Source organism: Haloterrigena alkaliphila (assembly GCF_017352155.2).
In the GTDB taxonomy this organism is placed as follows: Archaea; Halobacteriota; Halobacteria; order Halobacteriales; family Natrialbaceae; genus Haloterrigena; species Haloterrigena alkaliphila.
Map to the genome: position 1 here is coordinate 194,999 of NZ_CP071462.1, position 15,689 is coordinate 210,687.

At 66.3% G+C, this 15,689-nt stretch carries 18 protein-coding genes; 8 read left to right on the top strand and 10 right to left on the bottom strand.

Annotated elements, in window-relative coordinates; all coding sequences use genetic code 11:
- The first annotated feature begins 43 nt into the window (after positions 1–43).
- Positions 44–913, top strand: a complete 870-nt coding sequence (locus J0X25_RS19765; protein WP_207289165.1) for a class I SAM-dependent methyltransferase — start codon at positions 44–46, stop codon at positions 911–913.
- A gap of 26 nt (positions 914–939) precedes the next feature.
- Here J0X25_RS19765 and J0X25_RS19770 read toward each other — a convergent pair whose 3' ends face one another.
- Positions 940–1,539 (bottom strand): hypothetical protein, encoded by a 600-nt coding sequence (locus J0X25_RS19770; RefSeq protein ID WP_207289166.1) that lies wholly within the window; start codon positions 1,537–1,539, stop codon positions 940–942.
- A gap of 136 nt (positions 1,540–1,675) precedes the next feature.
- Here J0X25_RS19770 and J0X25_RS19775 point away from each other — a divergent pair, with 136 nt between their 5' ends.
- The 4 genes from J0X25_RS19775 to J0X25_RS19790 all read left to right on the top strand — a co-directional run bounded on the left by J0X25_RS19775 (position 1,676) and on the right by J0X25_RS19790 (position 5,447).
- Entirely contained in the window at positions 1,676–2,800 is a 1,125-nt protein-coding gene (locus J0X25_RS19775; RefSeq protein WP_207289167.1) for a Gfo/Idh/MocA family protein, read from the top strand.
- Positions 2,801–3,366: 566 nt separating this feature from the next.
- Complete coding sequence (locus tag J0X25_RS39890; protein WP_207289168.1) at positions 3,367–3,936, top strand: SHOCT domain-containing protein; 570 nt, start codon at positions 3,367–3,369, stop codon at positions 3,934–3,936.
- Between the two features lie 47 nt (positions 3,937–3,983).
- Positions 3,984–4,382 (top strand): acyl-CoA thioesterase, encoded by a 399-nt coding sequence (locus J0X25_RS19785; protein WP_207289169.1) that lies wholly within the window; start codon positions 3,984–3,986, stop codon positions 4,380–4,382.
- Between the two features lie 60 nt (positions 4,383–4,442).
- Positions 4,443–5,447, top strand: coding sequence for a zinc-binding dehydrogenase (locus J0X25_RS19790; protein WP_207289170.1), 1,005 nt, complete (start codon positions 4,443–4,445; stop codon positions 5,445–5,447).
- Between the two features lie 57 nt (positions 5,448–5,504).
- On the opposite strand, the gene J0X25_RS19795 is transcribed toward J0X25_RS19790, so the two are convergent.
- The gene (locus J0X25_RS19795) at positions 5,505–5,759 is read right to left on the bottom strand and encodes a hypothetical protein (RefSeq protein ID WP_207289171.1); all 255 of its coding nucleotides are present in this window, start codon (positions 5,757–5,759) and stop codon (positions 5,505–5,507) included.
- A 129-nt stretch (positions 5,760–5,888) separates the two neighbouring features.
- Here J0X25_RS19795 and J0X25_RS19800 point away from each other — a divergent pair, with 129 nt between their 5' ends.
- Positions 5,889–7,121, top strand: a complete 1,233-nt coding sequence (locus J0X25_RS19800) for an HD domain-containing protein (RefSeq protein ID WP_207289172.1) — start codon at positions 5,889–5,891, stop codon at positions 7,119–7,121.
- A 293-nt stretch (positions 7,122–7,414) separates the two neighbouring features.
- Positions 7,415–8,527, top strand: a complete 1,113-nt coding sequence (locus tag J0X25_RS19805) for a GNAT family N-acetyltransferase (protein WP_207289173.1) — start codon at positions 7,415–7,417, stop codon at positions 8,525–8,527.
- A gap of 434 nt (positions 8,528–8,961) precedes the next feature.
- Here the strand turns inward: J0X25_RS19805 and J0X25_RS19810 are convergent, their stop codons facing one another.
- Both J0X25_RS19810 and J0X25_RS19815 read right to left on the bottom strand, forming a co-directional pair.
- Positions 8,962–9,399 carry a transcription elongation factor Spt5 gene (locus J0X25_RS19810; RefSeq protein ID WP_207289174.1) on the bottom strand — a complete coding sequence of 146 codons (438 nt, stop codon included), beginning with the start codon at positions 9,397–9,399 and terminating at the stop codon, positions 8,962–8,964.
- Positions 9,399–9,581 (bottom strand): protein translocase SEC61 complex subunit gamma, encoded by a 183-nt coding sequence (locus J0X25_RS19815; RefSeq protein ID WP_207289175.1) that lies wholly within the window; start codon positions 9,579–9,581, stop codon positions 9,399–9,401. The genes J0X25_RS19810 and J0X25_RS19815 overlap by 1 nt, the downstream gene beginning before the upstream one ends.
- A 139-nt stretch (positions 9,582–9,720) precedes the next feature.
- Between J0X25_RS19815 and J0X25_RS19820 the strand changes: the two genes are divergently transcribed.
- A complete protein-coding gene (locus tag J0X25_RS19820) occupies positions 9,721–9,912 on the top strand; it encodes a hypothetical protein (RefSeq protein ID WP_207289176.1) in 192 nt (63 codons plus the stop codon).
- 145 nt (positions 9,913–10,057) lie between these two features.
- Here J0X25_RS19820 and J0X25_RS19825 read toward each other — a convergent pair whose 3' ends face one another.
- The 6 genes from J0X25_RS19825 to J0X25_RS19850 all read right to left on the bottom strand — a co-directional run bounded on the left by J0X25_RS19825 (position 10,058) and on the right by J0X25_RS19850 (position 15,648).
- Positions 10,058–10,330, bottom strand: a complete 273-nt coding sequence (locus J0X25_RS19825; RefSeq protein ID WP_207289177.1) for a hypothetical protein — start codon at positions 10,328–10,330, stop codon at positions 10,058–10,060.
- Positions 10,327–10,578 (bottom strand): hypothetical protein, encoded by a 252-nt coding sequence (locus J0X25_RS19830; protein WP_226776981.1) that lies wholly within the window; start codon positions 10,576–10,578, stop codon positions 10,327–10,329. Before J0X25_RS19830 ends, J0X25_RS19825 begins: the two co-directional genes overlap by 4 nt.
- Positions 10,579–11,125: 547 nt before the next feature.
- Entirely contained in the window at positions 11,126–12,274 is a 1,149-nt protein-coding gene (locus J0X25_RS19835) for a S1C family serine protease (protein ID WP_207289179.1), read from the bottom strand.
- 213 nt (positions 12,275–12,487) lie between these two features.
- The gene (locus tag J0X25_RS19840) at positions 12,488–13,726 is read right to left on the bottom strand and encodes a mandelate racemase/muconate lactonizing enzyme family protein (RefSeq protein ID WP_207289180.1); all 1,239 of its coding nucleotides are present in this window, start codon (positions 13,724–13,726) and stop codon (positions 12,488–12,490) included.
- A gap of 103 nt (positions 13,727–13,829) precedes the next feature.
- On the bottom strand, positions 13,830–14,483 hold the full coding sequence (locus tag J0X25_RS19845) for a bifunctional 4-hydroxy-2-oxoglutarate aldolase/2-dehydro-3-deoxy-phosphogluconate aldolase (RefSeq protein ID WP_207289181.1): 654 nt from the start codon (positions 14,481–14,483) through the stop codon (positions 13,830–13,832).
- Between the two features lie 106 nt (positions 14,484–14,589).
- Positions 14,590–15,648 (bottom strand): TrmB family transcriptional regulator, encoded by a 1,059-nt coding sequence (locus tag J0X25_RS19850; RefSeq protein WP_207289182.1) that lies wholly within the window; start codon positions 15,646–15,648, stop codon positions 14,590–14,592.
- Positions 15,649–15,689: the final 41 nt, after the last annotated feature.

Here is a 15,689-nt window from a genome sequence, read left to right on the forward strand (position 1 = left end):
CGGAACCAGCCACGTTCAAGTGGCTCGTACGGATCTACCCCGTATGGTCGACGAAGAGGAGGAGTCGAACCGCTGGGACGCCGACGACTACGACGACGACCACTCGTTCGTCTACGAGTACGGGTCGGACGTCCTCGAACTCCTCGACCCCGAACCGGGCGAACGGATTCTCGACCTCGGCTGCGGGACGGGCCACCTGACGGCCCGGATCGCGGACGCCGGCGCGACCACCATCGGCGTCGACAGCGCGCCCGAGATGATCGAGCGCGCCCGTGAGGAACACGCGGTTCCGACGATCGACTCGACGCCGACGGAGCCGGCGGACGAGGGCTCGGCAGACCACTCGGTGCCGACGGACCGGGCGGACGACTCGGCGCCGAGGTTCGTCCGCGCGGACGCCCGCACGTTGTCGTTCGAGGAGTCGTTCGACGCCGTCTTCTCGAACGCGGCGCTGCACTGGATTCCCGACGACGACCAGGACGCCGTCCTCTCCCGCGTCCGGGACGCGCTCCGTCCCGGGGGCCGGTTCGTCGCCGAACTCGGCGGAACGGGCAACGTCCAGCAGATAGTCGACGCGACGCTGGCGGCACTCGAGGCCCGGGGATACGAGGCCGAGACGCCGTGGTACTTCCCGAGCGTCGGCGAGTACGCGAGCCGACTCGAGGCCCACGGATTCGAGGTCCGGTACGCGCGACTGTTCGACCGGCCGACCGAACTCGAGGGCGGCCCGTCGGGGATGGAAAACTGGCTCGAGATGTTCGGCGATAGCCTCTTCGAGGGGCTGTCGGCCGCTGAGCGCGCGGCGGTGATCGACGACGTCGAAACGCGACTCGAGCCGGAACTGTACGACGAGACATCGGCGACCTGGACCGCCGACTACCGGCGGCTCCGGTTCGAGGCCGTCAGGGCCTGAGGCCTCACCGAACCCGACCCCGGCGCTCAAGGAAGATCGATACTGTCCAGCGGACCGTCGGTACCGACGACGATCGACCCGTCGCGGCGAACGACGATCCCGTAGCCGAGCAGCGTGAGTTCGAAAACAACGTTGTCGTCGTCCGATCCGCCGTCGCTCCGGAGCGACTCCTCGACGGCGAACGTGAGCGATTCCAGTTCCGGCGCGTCGTTCCCGACCGCCTCGAGCGTCGCCGTCGGGACGTCCCGAAGGACCCCGTCGACGGAAAACGAGATCACGCCGGGGGGCGAGTCGACCGATCCGCCGTTACCGGTCGCCGTCGAGGCGACTGCCCCCAACCCCTCCGCGACGTCTTCCCCGTCCGGCGTCGCCACGCCGACGTCGACGGTCTCGAGGCGCAGCGTCGCCGCATCGGTCAGGTCGATCGCCACGGGATCGGCGTCGCCGGACGACACCGTGACCTGAACGGGGTCCAGCGTCGCGCCCTCGAAGTTCGCGAGCAGGTCGGGAGTCACCGTCAGACTCCCCTCGACTGCGAACTCGAGCCGATCGGGCGGTCGTCGCTCGACGTCGGTTTCGGTCAGTTGGATGCTCTCGGTGTCGTCGAGATCGATTGTCACGCTCATGTGTCCACCCCTCGGTGCGTAACCGTACGCTCCGCGTACGTGAAACGGTATCGACCCACACGAAAAACCGATCGCGGAACCGGACCGCACCGCCGGACGGCAAAGCGCTAACTGTCGGGACGGTGAACGGCAGCGTATGACCCTCGAGGTCGGCGTTCTCGGCTATCGATTCATGGGCAAAGCACACGCAAACGCGATGGCGCGGCTGCCGATGTTCTTTCCGGACGCGCCCGACGTCGAACGCGCCGTCTTGATCGGTCGCGACGAGGAGGCGTTGACCGACGCCGCCGAGCGACTCGGCTTCGACGCCATCGCCACCGACTGGACCGACGTCGTCGCCGACGCCGACGTCTTCTACAACCTCGGGCCGAATCACGTCCACGCCGAGCCCTCGATCGCCGCGCTCGAGGCCGGGACGCCCGTCTTCTGCGAGAAACCGCTGGCGCCCACGCTCGAGGACGCCCGGAAGATGGCCGACGCGGCCCGCGAGGCCGACGTCCCCGCCGGCTGCGCCTTCAACTACCGGTTCGTGCCCGCGATCCGGTACGCGAAGGGGCTGCTCGAGGCGGGCGAACTCGGCGAGATCCGCCACGTCCGGGGGCGGTACCTGCAGGACTGGCTGGTCGACCCCGCGGAACCGTGGTCGTGGCGCCTCGACGAGGAGCTGGCCGGGTCGGGCGTGCTGGGTGACCTCGGCGCGCACACGGTGGACCTGCTCCGGTTCCTCGTGGGTGACGACGACCTCGCTGGCGACATCGAACGCGTCAGCGGGCACCTGCAGACGTTCGTCGACGAGCGACCAGTCGACGAGGACGACGGCGAAACGAGACCCGTGACGGTCGACGACGCCTACTCCGCGCAACTCGCGTTCGCGAACGGCGCGATGGGGACGCTCGAGGCCTCCCGGTTCGCGACGGGCCACAAGAACGACCACACGATCGAGATCCACGGCTCCGAGGGCAGCCTGCGGTTCTCCCTCGAGCGCCTGAACGAACTCGAGGTGCTCCGCCGGGACGAGAACCGCGGCTACGAGACGATTCTGGTGACCGACGCGGACGACCCCTACGTCGACCACTGGTGGCCGCCGGGCCACGTGCTGGGCTGGGAGCACACCTTCGTCCACGAGAACTACGAGTTCCTGAGCGCAATCGATTCGGGAAGCGAGTTCGAACCGAGTTTCGAGGACGGTCTCGAGGCCCAGCGCATCCTCGCGGCGATCGAGGACGGCGACGAGCGCGGCGAGTGGGTGACGTTGGACTAGCACGAGCGCCTGAGAGAGTCGGTCTGAGTTCGTGTGGGCGGACAATCGCTCCGCGGTGGCGTGCGCTGTCGGCTGACCGAACGAATGTGAGGGCAGCCGATGACAACGCGCGAGGGATGAGCGAGTGCAACGAGCGAATCGGCTGGGGAGGTCGTGGCAATTCCCTGTTGCCAGCATGACTGCTGACCCGAGACAGTCCACCGGCCGTCCTCTCGTGCTGGCAACGAGGAGAACCACACCCTCCCCAGCCGATTCGCTCACTCCCTGCGGTCGCTCGTGAAACTCGCGAAGACCCCGCACGGCTTCGTCCCGCGATTCACTTTCGTTCATCGCGGAACAGCGCGCACCACTGCACAAGACTGGCATCTACTGTGTAACAGGGCGTCGGCGGACAGGAGAACCGTATCTCGATGTCGAGTTCGTAGCGGTCGAATCCGAGGGGTCGTTCGCTGGGAACGGGAACGACCGCCGCGTTGGAACTGGACGTACCCAACCCGCTCACTCGAGGAGAAGCGACGATCACCTGACAGAACTTTTGTAGTCTCGCTGAAAACCCTTACGCAGGAATGGACGACCGAATTCGTGAGTTCGTCGCCGACGATGCCTGGCTCTTCGTGGCGGTCGTGACGCTCGGACTGACCAGTATCGTGGGGGTCGCCGGCCTCGAGGCGCTCGCAGGCGCGGTCGCGGTTGCGGGGTGGTTCCTGCTGACGCCGATCCTGCTGTTCTGGGGCGAGGAGGTCGCCGTCCTGTTGGCCGGCGACGGCGAGAACGAATCGACCGCGCCGTCCCACCAGACCGAACCGGACGTCGACGCGGACCCGCTCGAGGAACTCAAGCGTCGCTACGCGGCGGGAGAGATCGACGACGCGGAGTTCGAACGACGCCTCGAGCGCCTCGTGGCGGTCGACGAGTTACCCGACGACGCGTTCGCCACCGGGTCGGCCGACGGAACGGCGGGAACGGATGCCGATCCCGGGACTGACTCGCTCGAGCGCGAACGGAAACGGGACCGAACCCTCGAGGACGACAGCGAAAACCTCGAGGACAATCGCGACCGAAATCGCAGTCGCGACGCTGACCAAAACCGCGAGCGCGAGGCCGACCGAAACCGCGAACGAGAACGGGAGCGCTAACCGCCGACTCCGTAACGTACACGCCACCCCGTCGTCTCCACGGGGATATGGCAGCCTACGAGACGTCGATCGACGTCCGGACCGACGACCTCGGGCGGAGCGGCCACGTCAACAACTCGAAGTTCGTCGCCTACACCGATCTCGCCCGCGACCGGTACCTCGCGGCCCGCGGCTACGATCCCGATGATCTCGAGCACCTGGTCGTCCACCTCGAGATCGACTACGAGCGGGGACTGGGGACGCTCGCGCCGGTCGCCGTCGGCGTCGACGTCGCCGATATCGGCGAGACGAGTTTTACCCTCGAGTACGAACTCCGGGACCGCGAGAACGCGGTGGTCGCCACCGTCACGACCGTCGCCGTGGTCGTGGACGACGACGGGCCGACGCCGCTCCCGGCCCCGCTTCGGGAGGGATTGGTGGCGGACCGCGAGTCGGCCGCGGAGTGACCAGCAGGGTTCTCCGAAAGCCTCGAGTTTTCCCGCCCGGCGACCCAACCGTCGACCGTTATGGCTTCGGAGATGACCGCCCACGTGATCGAGGAGTTCGGCGATCCGGACGTCTTCGAGCGGACGACCGTCGACGTCCCCGACCCGGGTCCCGAGGAGATCCGGGTCGAGGTCGTCGCGACGAGCCTCAACCCCGTCGACTACAAGATCCGGCAGGGGGCGATTCCGGACTTCGCCCCCGAGTTCCCCGCGACGCTGCACTGCGACGTCGCGGGCGTCGTCGACGCCGTGGGGGAAGCGGTCGACGACTTCGCGGAAGGCGACGAGGTCTACGGGATGCCCGGCGGCGCGGGACGACAGGGCGCGCTGGCCGAGTACGTCGTCGGCCACGCTGGCACGTTCGCCCGCGCCCCCGAGACGCTCCCGCTGGCCGACGCCGCGGCCCTCCCGGTCGTCGCGCTGACCGCCTGGGAACTGCTCACCGACAAGGCCAGCGTCGCCGACGGCGACGAGGTACTCGTCTACGGCGCGAGCGGCGGCGTCGGCCACATCGCCGTTCAGCTGGCCGATCACTTCGGGGCGACCGTCACCGGGACCGGCTCGAGCGAGGAGAAACGCGCCCTCGCGGAGGAACTCGGCGCGGACGCGACGGTCGACTACACCGAGACGGACGTCACAACTTACGTCGACGAGCACGCCGGCGGCGCGGGGTTCGACCTCGTCGTGGATCCGATCGGGGACGACCACCTCGAGACGGCCTTCGAGGCGGTTCGTCCCTACGGCAGCGTCGTGACGACCGAGTCGAGCGCGGCCCAGGACGTGGACCTCGCGCCGATGCACGAGAACTCGCTCGAACTCGGCGTCGTACTGGTCATCCTGCCCGTTCTACTCGGCGATCGACAGGAGCGTATCGGCGAGGAACTCGCGGAGATCGCGGCGCTCGTCGACGACGGCGCCGTCGAACCCTACATCGAGGATCGGTTCGCGTTCGACGAGGTCGCGGACGTTCACCGCCGCGGCGAGGAGGGGAACTTCCTCGGCAAACTCCTGCTGGTCAACGAGTGAGGCATCCTCGTCCGCGAGTGATCGCCTCAGCTCCCGCGTATCGTCGGCGAGGCCGCGTCACTCTCCGGCCGGCTCGACCTTGACGACCGTCCCGATCTCGTCGTAGCGGATGCTCCCGCCCTCGAGCGACTGGTCGTCGAGTTCGAGATAGCCCGGCTCGATACCGGTCACTTCACCGATGTACTCCGGATCGTCGGCGCCGGTCCGGTCGCGCTCCCAGACTTCGACCAGCTCGCCGACGGTTACGTGTTCGCGAACGAGCGTCGCGGCGCGCTCCTCGGTGGCGTCCGGCGGAATCGTGAGTTCGGTCATATCGATACGGGAGAACGGCGGCCACGCCGGTAAGCACCCCCGCGTCAGGTGACGGGGGCTTTTACGTGGTCGCGTATCGATCCCCCATTCTCACGACAGTTTTTGTATACGAGCGCCCAAGCGGTGCGTATGAAGACCATCAAGGACAGCGTCCACGACCACATTCGGATCGACGGGGTCGCTCGCGACCTCCTCGATACGCCCGCGGTACAGCGACTCCGGAACATCCGCCAGCTCGGGACCGTCTCGCTGGTCTATCCGTCGGCCAATCACACCCGCTTCGAACACAGCCTCGGCGTGTACCACCTCGCCTGTGAAGCCCTCGATCACCTCAACGTGGAGGGGAAACGGGCCGAACGGGTCCACGCCGCGGCGCTGTTGCACGACGTCGGTCACGGTCCCTTCAGCCACAACCTGGAGCCGATCACGCACCGCCGAACTGGCCGGTACCACGACGACGTCCACGACCTGCTGGCCGACGGCGCCGTCGGCGACGTCCTCCGCGAGCACGACCTCGAGCCGTCGGCCGTCGCGGACCTGGTGGCCGGCGAGGGCCGGTTCGGCCAGCTCGTCTCGGGCGAACTCGACGTCGACCGGATGGACTACCTCGTGCGCGACGCCCACCACACCGGCGTTCCCTACGGGACGATCGACCACGGCCGCCTCGTCCGCGAACTGACGTTCGCCGACGGCGAACTCGTCCTCGACGAGGGGAACGTCCAGACCGCCGAGAGCCTGCTGGTCGCGCGAGCGCTGATGAACCCCGCCGTCTACAGCCACAGCGTCGCGCGGATCGGCAAGGCGATGCTCCGCCGGGCGTCCGAACGGCTCCTCGACTCGCCGGAGACCGACGTCGACGCGGCCCGCCTCCAGCGGATGGACGACCACGACCTGATCGCCGCCCTCCGGTCCTGCCCCGAGACGTCGGAGTTCTCGCGACGACTGGATCACCGGGACCTGTACAAGCGGGCCGTCTGGGCGGAGATCGACGACGTGCCCGGCGGCATCATCGAGGCCGACCACGAGGCGCTGCTGGAGTTCGAGCGGGAAATCGCCGACGACGCGGGGATCGATCCGGAGTGCGTGATCCTCGACGTCCCGAGCCGTCCGTCGATGAAGGAGTCGACCACGAGCGTGGTCGTCAACGGCGACATCCGTCGGCTCGAGCAACAGTCGCCGTTAGTCGAGGCGCTGCGCGCGAGCCAGTACTCCCAGTGGCGCCTCGGCGTCTACTCGCCGCCCGAGATGCGCGACCAGGTCGGCCGGTCGGCGGTCGAAACGCTCGGACTGGACATCGACGGGGCGCTGGTCAGCGAGGTCCGGGACGGACTGGACGCGACGCTGGATCAGTTCGTCGACTGATCGCACCCCGCTCGAGCCGACCGCAACCTCCTCGAGTCGACCGCGTCCCCGCAGTTCGAACCGGTGGGCGAGTCGTTGATGCAGTTCGCGTCTGGACTCACCACGGGAAAAGCAATCGGACTGATAGGACCGCCCCGTATCGGATCGTTAATATCGTCCTACCTCGCGCTTCAGCCCCGTATACCCCCGATTCAGGGTCAACGGATCCGTCATCCGACGTGAGATATCGACGCGGCTCCGCACTGTTATCGGAACATAACTTAACACGATCGTCCAATTTCTACGAATCACGAATGGTCCAGACGACCGCGGTACCTTCCGCATCGGACGGGGGGGAGGACGGTGCTACCGCTACCAGCGAGTCGATCAGGACGCTGACCGAGTCGGCGTCCGGTCTCGAGGTACGGGTTCTCGAAACGATTCGAGCGATCCCGGCGGCCCAGTGGAACGACGTCGTCGAGCAAACGACGTGTGGCAGCGTCTTCCATCGCCACGAGTGGCTCGACGCGATCGAAATCGGACTCGAGTACACGCCGCGACATCTCGTCGTCGAAAAAGACGGCAATCTGATCGGGTTGCTCCCAAATTTCGTCGTCGACATCGAAAAGACGCCGTTTCGCCGGCTCTCGTCGTCGTATCCCGGATTCGGCGGCCCGCTGGTCACCACCGACGTCCCCGAGTCGCTCTCGCTGCTCACCGAGGCCGCCACCGACCTCTGTTCGGGACGGACGGTCGTTCACCAGATCCGTGGACTCGATACGAACTATCTCCGGTACAATAATTTCCTGCAGGCGGAGGGGTACGAACCCTACCGGCGGGAGTGTCGGTTCGTCCTCGATCTCACGCAGGGGTACGAGGAGATCCGCGAGGGGATGAGCAAGAGCAGGCAGAAGGGGATCGACCGCGGCCGCGACGGCGACTACGAAATCGTCGAAGAACCGCTCACACGATCGAACATCGCGCGATTCCACGAGGTGTACGAACGGGTTATGCACCGCGTCGACGGCGACGTCTATCCGCTCTCGTTTTTCGAACGGTTGCTGGCGATGGACTCGCGGTTGCTGCTCGTCACGATCCGAATCGACGGCGAGTACGCGGGCGGGTTTCTGGAACTCATCGACGAGGAGCGCTCCTCCATCCACGGCTTCTTCGCCGCGGTTCCACAGGAATACTTCGGCGATCACGCGTCGGAACTGCTCTACGACCACGTGATCAAGTGGGGGATCGACAACGGGTTCGACAGCTACGACTTCGGGAGTTCGAACGCGGACTTCGAGGACGGCGTCTTCCGGTTCAAGGAAGGGTTCGGCGCCACGCCGATGCCCATTCTCGTCTGGGAACGCGGCTGTAGTCCGCTCTGGAGAGTGCTCAAAACGGGCCGTTCGCTGTACTGGCCGCACAAATGAGTCTGGATCTTCGACTCGAGATCAAGTGAACGGTCGGCAATAGTATCCGTGAGGTCCGGGTGCGAGAATCGAACTACGCGTCTCAGTCGAAACGGACTGAAGGATTACCACTACCCCAACCCGGACACGAGTGCATTCGGAACGACGGTAGCGCACCGAAAATAGCTTGTGTCCCGTTGCCCACTGTGAAAACTATAAACATTAATCATCGTTGTTCCGCTCTGCGCGGGAGATCGGAGTCGGCCGCGTACCCCTCTGTGCGGTACTCGAGAACGGAACCCGAGTCACGGATACGATGACAGTACGACGGCCTTCAGCGGACGCTGCAGTCCGCGTCGACCGTCCTTCTTCGCGAAATATCGTCGAGAACTCCCGCGGAACTCGACCCACGGGTCGCGCTGTTCGAACCGAGTCGCTACTGACCGGCGAGCGCGTTAGCGCTCGTCACTGTCCAGCACGCGGATCTGGTCCCCGCGAACCGTCACGGGAATCGGGACCGTCGCCTCGTAGAGTTCGACGGTCACCTGATCCTTGCCCTCGTCGATGCGCTGTACCTGGGCCTTCTCGCCCTTGAACGGACCGGCGATGAGTTCGACGATGTCGCCCTCGGCGATCCCCTCGACGTCCGGTTTGGGCGAGAGGAAGTGCTCGACCTCCGAGATGTCTGACGTTCCCGGCACGATGCTCCGGGCGTGGGGGATGTCCTCGAGGACGCGCTCGAGGACGGCGTTGCCCTCGGACTCGACCATCACGTAGGAGGTCAGCGAGTCGGGCGCGAGCGCCGCGTGGATCTCGGGCTCCTCGCGGTTGATGATCATGTCCGCGACGGTGCGCTCCTGACTGGCCGTAGTTTTGACGGCGTAGATGCCCATCAGAAGACACCCACCTGTCCGGTCAGGACGAGCATGATTGCGCCGATGAGAAAGCCCATCAACCCGATGAGCAGGATTCCTGCACCGGCGATCTTCGATACCTGGAGGAACTCCTCGGTCGTGGGCGTCGTCGCCATCTTCAACACCCGAACGTACGAGGTGAGGTCGTAGGGAACGTCCATGTATATCCGTTCACAACGCGGCGCCTTTTATCTGTCTTTCGTGTCGCTAGTCGTTTCGGATGGAAAACACGTCGATCGAGGCCGACGTTGCACTCGATGGCCTGCCGACCAAACCGCTCGAGGCCGAATTCCCTCTGCTATGGCCGAAGATGACGCCGACCGCGCGAACGAGTACGAGGCGGAACGGGAAGCCGAGATCGAAGACGAGATGGAGCGCGTCGATCAGGACCCCGATCAGATCGACGCCGGCGACGACGACCTCGGAACGCAGAACGCGCCCCGCGAGGACGCGGAGGACCTGGAGGACCTCGAGGAGGCCGAAGAGGCCTGACGACGCGGGCCGCATCCGCAATCGACCCGCGTTCGAATCGGGGCCGTGGCCGTTCGAGTCACCGCTGAGAGAACGCAGTCGTCGCTCGAGCGAATCGAGTCCTCGACGGGCGACGGGACGATTTCTTCGGACCCCCTCCCGAGCATCACGCGATCGGCTCGACCGCGTACTCGCCGACCAGATACGCGCGGCCGCGGTCGGAGAGTTCGTACCGCAGTCCGTCTCTCCGGACGAGCGCCGCCCGCTCGAGTAACTCGAGTCGCTTGTCGATGTACCGCGGCTGGAGCGCGATCGCCGCGTCGCTCAGTTCGGTCCGGATCTCGTGGGGTCGCTTCCCGGGATTCGACGCGAGATACTCGAGAATCCGATCGTCGTTCTTCGACATCCACTCCGCGTGCTTGCGGACCTCGACTCTCATCGTTTCACCGATCGAAGCCGCTCGTCGCCCTCGATCAGTTCGTGGAAGTGTTCGTCGCAGAGGCAGGGAACCGCCTCGTCGTCCTCGATCGACGACGTGACGACGAGATCGCCGTCCGACGACGTGAGCTCGGGAACGTACCGCGGAAAGCGTATCTGGCCGTCCCGCTTGCAGAACGCACAGCGGCGCTCCGATCCGGACGCCCAGTAGCGAACGCTGCGTCCGAGTTCGTCCTTTTCGCAGTTCATACAGAGCCCCCCGATCGTGGTTCCGCTGAACAGTTCGATCACCGCTCGATTGTATCCGGCGTCTCGCCCACAGTTCACGCATTGCATCGGTAATCCTCCCCGTTGGAACCGGGGATTGGAATCGACACGTCATAAAAACGGACTGCCAGGTGAAATTGAACGAACGTATAAGATCACGGAGGTGCAGTCCGAGTGCCGCTACCCGGACTCCGAACGTCGGTTTCTCGGATCGGTTCGCGTGGATCACGTCCACCGACGAACACGAGCGATTTATGGGTCAAACGGCGTCTCGAGACGGCAACTAGTACCGCGTCAGGATCCCGTCGGGCGGTTTTCGCAAATCAGTTCACACGAAACGGACGTTCAATCGCAATACGCGTTCGCGATTTCTCGGAGTGCGACCGTCGTCGTCTTCGACTGGACGGCCGTCGATTCGTGCGTCGAGCACTTTCACGTGACACTCGACTGCCCACGGCGCGCGACCGTGCTCGTCTCGAGGCTGCCACAGAGGTACCGGCGGGAGAGACCGGGCGTCCGTGACGGACCGTCAGGGTCCGACGTCGTCCGGCCGCTCCTCGAGCGTCAACGCCACGGTTTGGCGCTCGCCGTCCCGGACGATCTCGAGTTCGATCTCGTCTCCGGGGGCGGTCTCGAGCGCGAGGTACGACGAGAGCTGAGCCTGCGTCGAGATCTCCGCTCCGTCGATGGCGACGATCACGTCACCGCTGCCCGGACGGCCGCGGCGGACCGGCTCGAGTACCCCGTCAGCGGGTCCGTCCCGGACGACCTGCGCGACCAGGACGCCGGCCGCTTCCTCGAGGCCGACCGCGTCGGCGATTTCGGGGCCGACGGGCAGGACGCCGACGCCCATGTAGGCGTGTTCGTACGCGCCGTCCTCGATGAGCGCGGGCACGACACGGTTCGCGAGCCGTGCCGAGATGGCGAAGCCGATCGTCTGGCTGGCCCCGGCGAAGACGACCCCAAGCACCTCGCCGTCGAGGTTCACGAGCGGCCCGCCGCTGTTCCCGGGGTTGACCGACGCGTCGGTCTGGATGGCCGCCGGAATCGCGAACCCCGTCGGACTCGGCAGCGAGCGGTTGACGCCGCTGACGATTCCCTGCGAGATCGAGGCGTTGAAGCCGAGCGGATTGCCGAGCGTGAGTACCTCCTGTCCGATCGCCGGCTGGGACTCGACGAACGAGAGTCCGCCGGCGACGTCGGGCATCTCGTCGACGCGCAGGACGGCGAGGTCGCTGTAAACGTCCGTGCCGACGATCGACGCGGTCCGCCACTCTTGATTGCTGAACTGGATCTCGATACCGTCCTCGCTCGCGGCCGCTACGACGTGGTTGTTCGTCACGATGTGCTGATCGTCGATGACGAATCCGGAACCGAGTCCGCCACCGCCGCCACCACCGCCGCCGGGGCCGGGGCCCGGACCGGGACCGCCCGTCCCGGAGACGGTGACGAGGACGACGGAGTCGATGGTGTTGCGATACACCGCCGTGTACGGACTGTCGACGCCGTCGCCCTGTCCCTCCTGGGCCGTCGTGTTCGCGCTCTCGGTCTCGTTCTGTGCGACGCCGCCCCCGACGCCTCCGACGCCCAGCGCCGCGGTGGCCCCGATCGCGCCGAGGAGTCGCCGCCGCGTGCAGTAATCTCGACTCACGCGGGGTTCCACCCCGAGGAACGGCATAAAACGATGACCAGCAGAAGCAGCGGGCGATTCTGGGGGCTGAGCGACACCCGGTAACCGTGCGAGTTCGGTCGAACTCGGCCGGTCGCGAGCGTCCCCCGTCGACTCGAGCGGCTATTCTTCGTCGAACAACGCTGAGCTCCGCTCAGCGAGTCCAACACGGCTCACGCCGTGTCGAACGGCGCAAATCGAAGAGTTACTGGCTCGACGACGCTACGCTTCGTCGAAGAGTTCCTCCCCGTCGACCGTGTGCTCGGCGACGGCGTCCATGTCGAGGGTGACGCCGAGGCCGGGCTCCTCGGGAATCTCGATGTAGCCGCCCTCGATGACGTCCTCTTCGACCAGATCCTCCCACCAGCCGAGTTCGTAGGAGTGGTACTCGACGGCCAGCGAGTTCGGAATCGCCGCGCCGACGTGAGCGCTGGCCACCGTCGCGACCGGCGAGGCGACGTTGTGCATCGCGACCGGCACGTAGTACATGTCCGCCAGATCTGCGATCTTCCGGGTCTCGCGCATCCCGCCGACCTTCGGCATGTCGGGCGCGATGATGTCGACGGCCTGCTCCTCGATGAGGCGGCGCTGACCGTGCTTTCGGTAGACGTTCTCGCCGACGGTGATCGGCGTCGTCGTGCTCTGGGTGACCTCCCGCTGAACGTCGTGGTTCTCCGGCGGGACGGGGTCCTCGAGCCACCAGACGTCGTACTCCTCCAAGCGCTTCGCGAGGCGTTTCGCGCTGCCGCCGGAGAACGTCCAGTGGCAGTCGAAGGCGACGTCGGCCCGCGAACCCACGCGTTCGGTGATCGCCTCGACGATGCTGGCCTTGTGCTCGATCTCGGGGCCCCGGAGGTGGCGGTTCGCGCGGTCCTTCTCGTGGCCCGAGGGGACGTCGAGGTCGAACTTCAGGGCGTCGTACCCCAGGTCCTCGACGACGCGTTCGGCCTCGTCGGCGCAAGCGATCGGGTCCGCCTCCTCTTCAGTGTGGCAGTCGCAGTAGACCCGGACCTCGTCTCGGTACTTCCCGCCCAGCAACTGGTAGGCCGGCACCTCGAGGATCTTCCCCGCTAGATCGTGGAGGGCGACTTCGATGCCCGAAATCGCGGTCACCGTTACGCCGCCGAGCGAGCCCTCGCCGGACATCTTCTGGACGAGATGTTCGGTCAGCCGGTCGATGTCCAGCGGGTTCTCGCCCTGCAGGAAGGGCTTCATGCGTTCGATCAACTCCGGCGCGCCGGCGCCCCAGTAGGCCTCGCCGGTCCCGACGATTCCCGCGTCGGTGTAGACCCGAACGAGCGTCCACGGAAAGTTGCCGTCGACCATCGTCGTCTGTACGTCGGTGATCTCGACGTCCCGGCCGCCCCCGCGCTCCCGGGTGACCTGCATGGTCTCCGCCGAGAGGTCGCGCATCGTGTACTCGGCGTTCGGGTCGTGCAACCGTGAGTAATCGACTCCCATGGTGATAATAATTACTCCAGAAATAGTAATAGTTTCCGTTCAGTGGCGCGGCCGACCGAGCGGCTCCGTTCGAGCGGCCTGCGAGCGGTGGCCGCGTCCGCACTCAGTCGCCGCGCGCGGCGTCCACGGCGTCGACGAAGTCGGCGGCGGATTCGCGAACGCGATCCATATCGTCGGCGTCGATCGCCCCGTAGTCGACGAGCGCGCTGCCGGCGCCGACGGCGACGGCGCCCGCGTCGAAGAACTCGGAGACGTTGTCCGGCGAGACGCCGCCGGTCGGGATCACGTCAACATCGCCCAGCGGGCCGCGGATCGCGCCGATGTGGCTCGGCCCGACCGTCGAGGCGGGGAAGAGTTTGAGGACGTCGGCACCGGCCTCGAGCGCCGTGACGGCCTCCGTCGGCGTCATGACTCCGGGCGCCGCCAGGACGCTCTGCCGGTTACAGAGTTCGACGGTCTCGACGTCGGTGTGCGGCGAGACGACGAACTCCGCCCCCGCGTCGATCATCGACTGAGCCGTCGGCGCGTCGAGGACGGTCCCCGCGCCGACGATCGCGTCGGTGTCCGCTAGTTCGCGGTCGACGGCGGCGATCTGCTCGCTCGCGCGCGTCCCGTCCGCGGTGATTTCGAGGGCGTCGACGCCCGCCTCGTGGATCGCTCGCGCGACGGGAACGATCCGGTCCTCGTCGATTCCGCGGAGGACGGCGATCACGCCGCTCTCGACGATCCGGTCCCTGATCGCTCGGGCGTCAGTCATTCGGCGATCCCTCCGGACGCGCGGTGGTGACGACTCATCACGGGGACCGTTCGCTCCCCCGGATCAAGAAATTAACTCACAGATGAAAAAACACGATAGCCTCCGTTCACTCCTCGAGCCGTTCGACGGTGACCGATTCCGCCTCGAAGTCCTCGAGGAAGGCCCCGGGACCGCCGATCGTGTATCGCTCGCCGTCGACCTCGATCTCGACGGCGTTCTCGATGGGCAACGTCGACGTGACGGGTCGGACGAGGCTCTGCCGGACGGCGACGACTTCGCCGGTGAGCGTCGAGTCGAGTTCCCGATCGCCGACCGCCGAACCGGTCACGGTGGCCTGGATGCGGGTGTCGGTCGCTCGATGCAGGGCGATCTGGAAGACCGCGTTTCGGAACCCGTCGTACGTCCGCGGAAGTTCGGCGGGGGTCGTGACGTAGCGTTCTTCGGCGGTCGGCCAGTAGTTCGCCAGGAACGAGCCGACGAAGACGGGAGCGAGCTGGGGCTGGGAGATGGCGATCGCGCGCGTCTCGCTCGTCGAACTCGTGAGCATCTTGCTGGGCGCGAGCAGCCCGTGGCGGCTATCGACGGTGAGCATCGTGGGGACGAGCGCGTCCCAGGTGCGGACCGTACTCGCCGTCCCGGCCAACGAGGCGATGTCCTGCTCTTCGTCCGCTCCGCCCAGGAGGAGCAAGACGAGTACGCCCCGGTCGACCGTCGCCTGGAGCGTCGAGCGGATCCGCGGCAGGACCGCCGCGGGGAGCGAGAGGGTGACCTCCGTCTCGGCGCTGGCCAGCAGACTCTCGATGCGTTTGAGCACCGTCTGGCGGGCCTTGATCACCTCGAACTCTTCCCCGCCGCGTTCGCTGGTCGTGTACCGCGATCGCAGCTCGGGTTCGATCGCTTCGACGCTCCTCGTGAGTTGATCGACGACGGTTTCGGGATCGACGGGACGGATCACGGTCGGAACCGCGTGATCGTCGACCTCGACGAACCCTCGTTCCTCGAGTTCCTCGCTGATGCTGTAGACGTACCGCTTCGATACGTCGGCGGCGTTGGCGATCGTGCTGGCCTTCGACTCCCCGTGCTCGAGAATCGCGAGATAGGTGTCGATCTCCTTCTCGGAGAGGCCGAACCGTTCGAGCAGATCGCCGAGCTCCTCTGACTCCATGTATACTCAGTATTTCACAGATCGATCGGTCGATGTAAAAG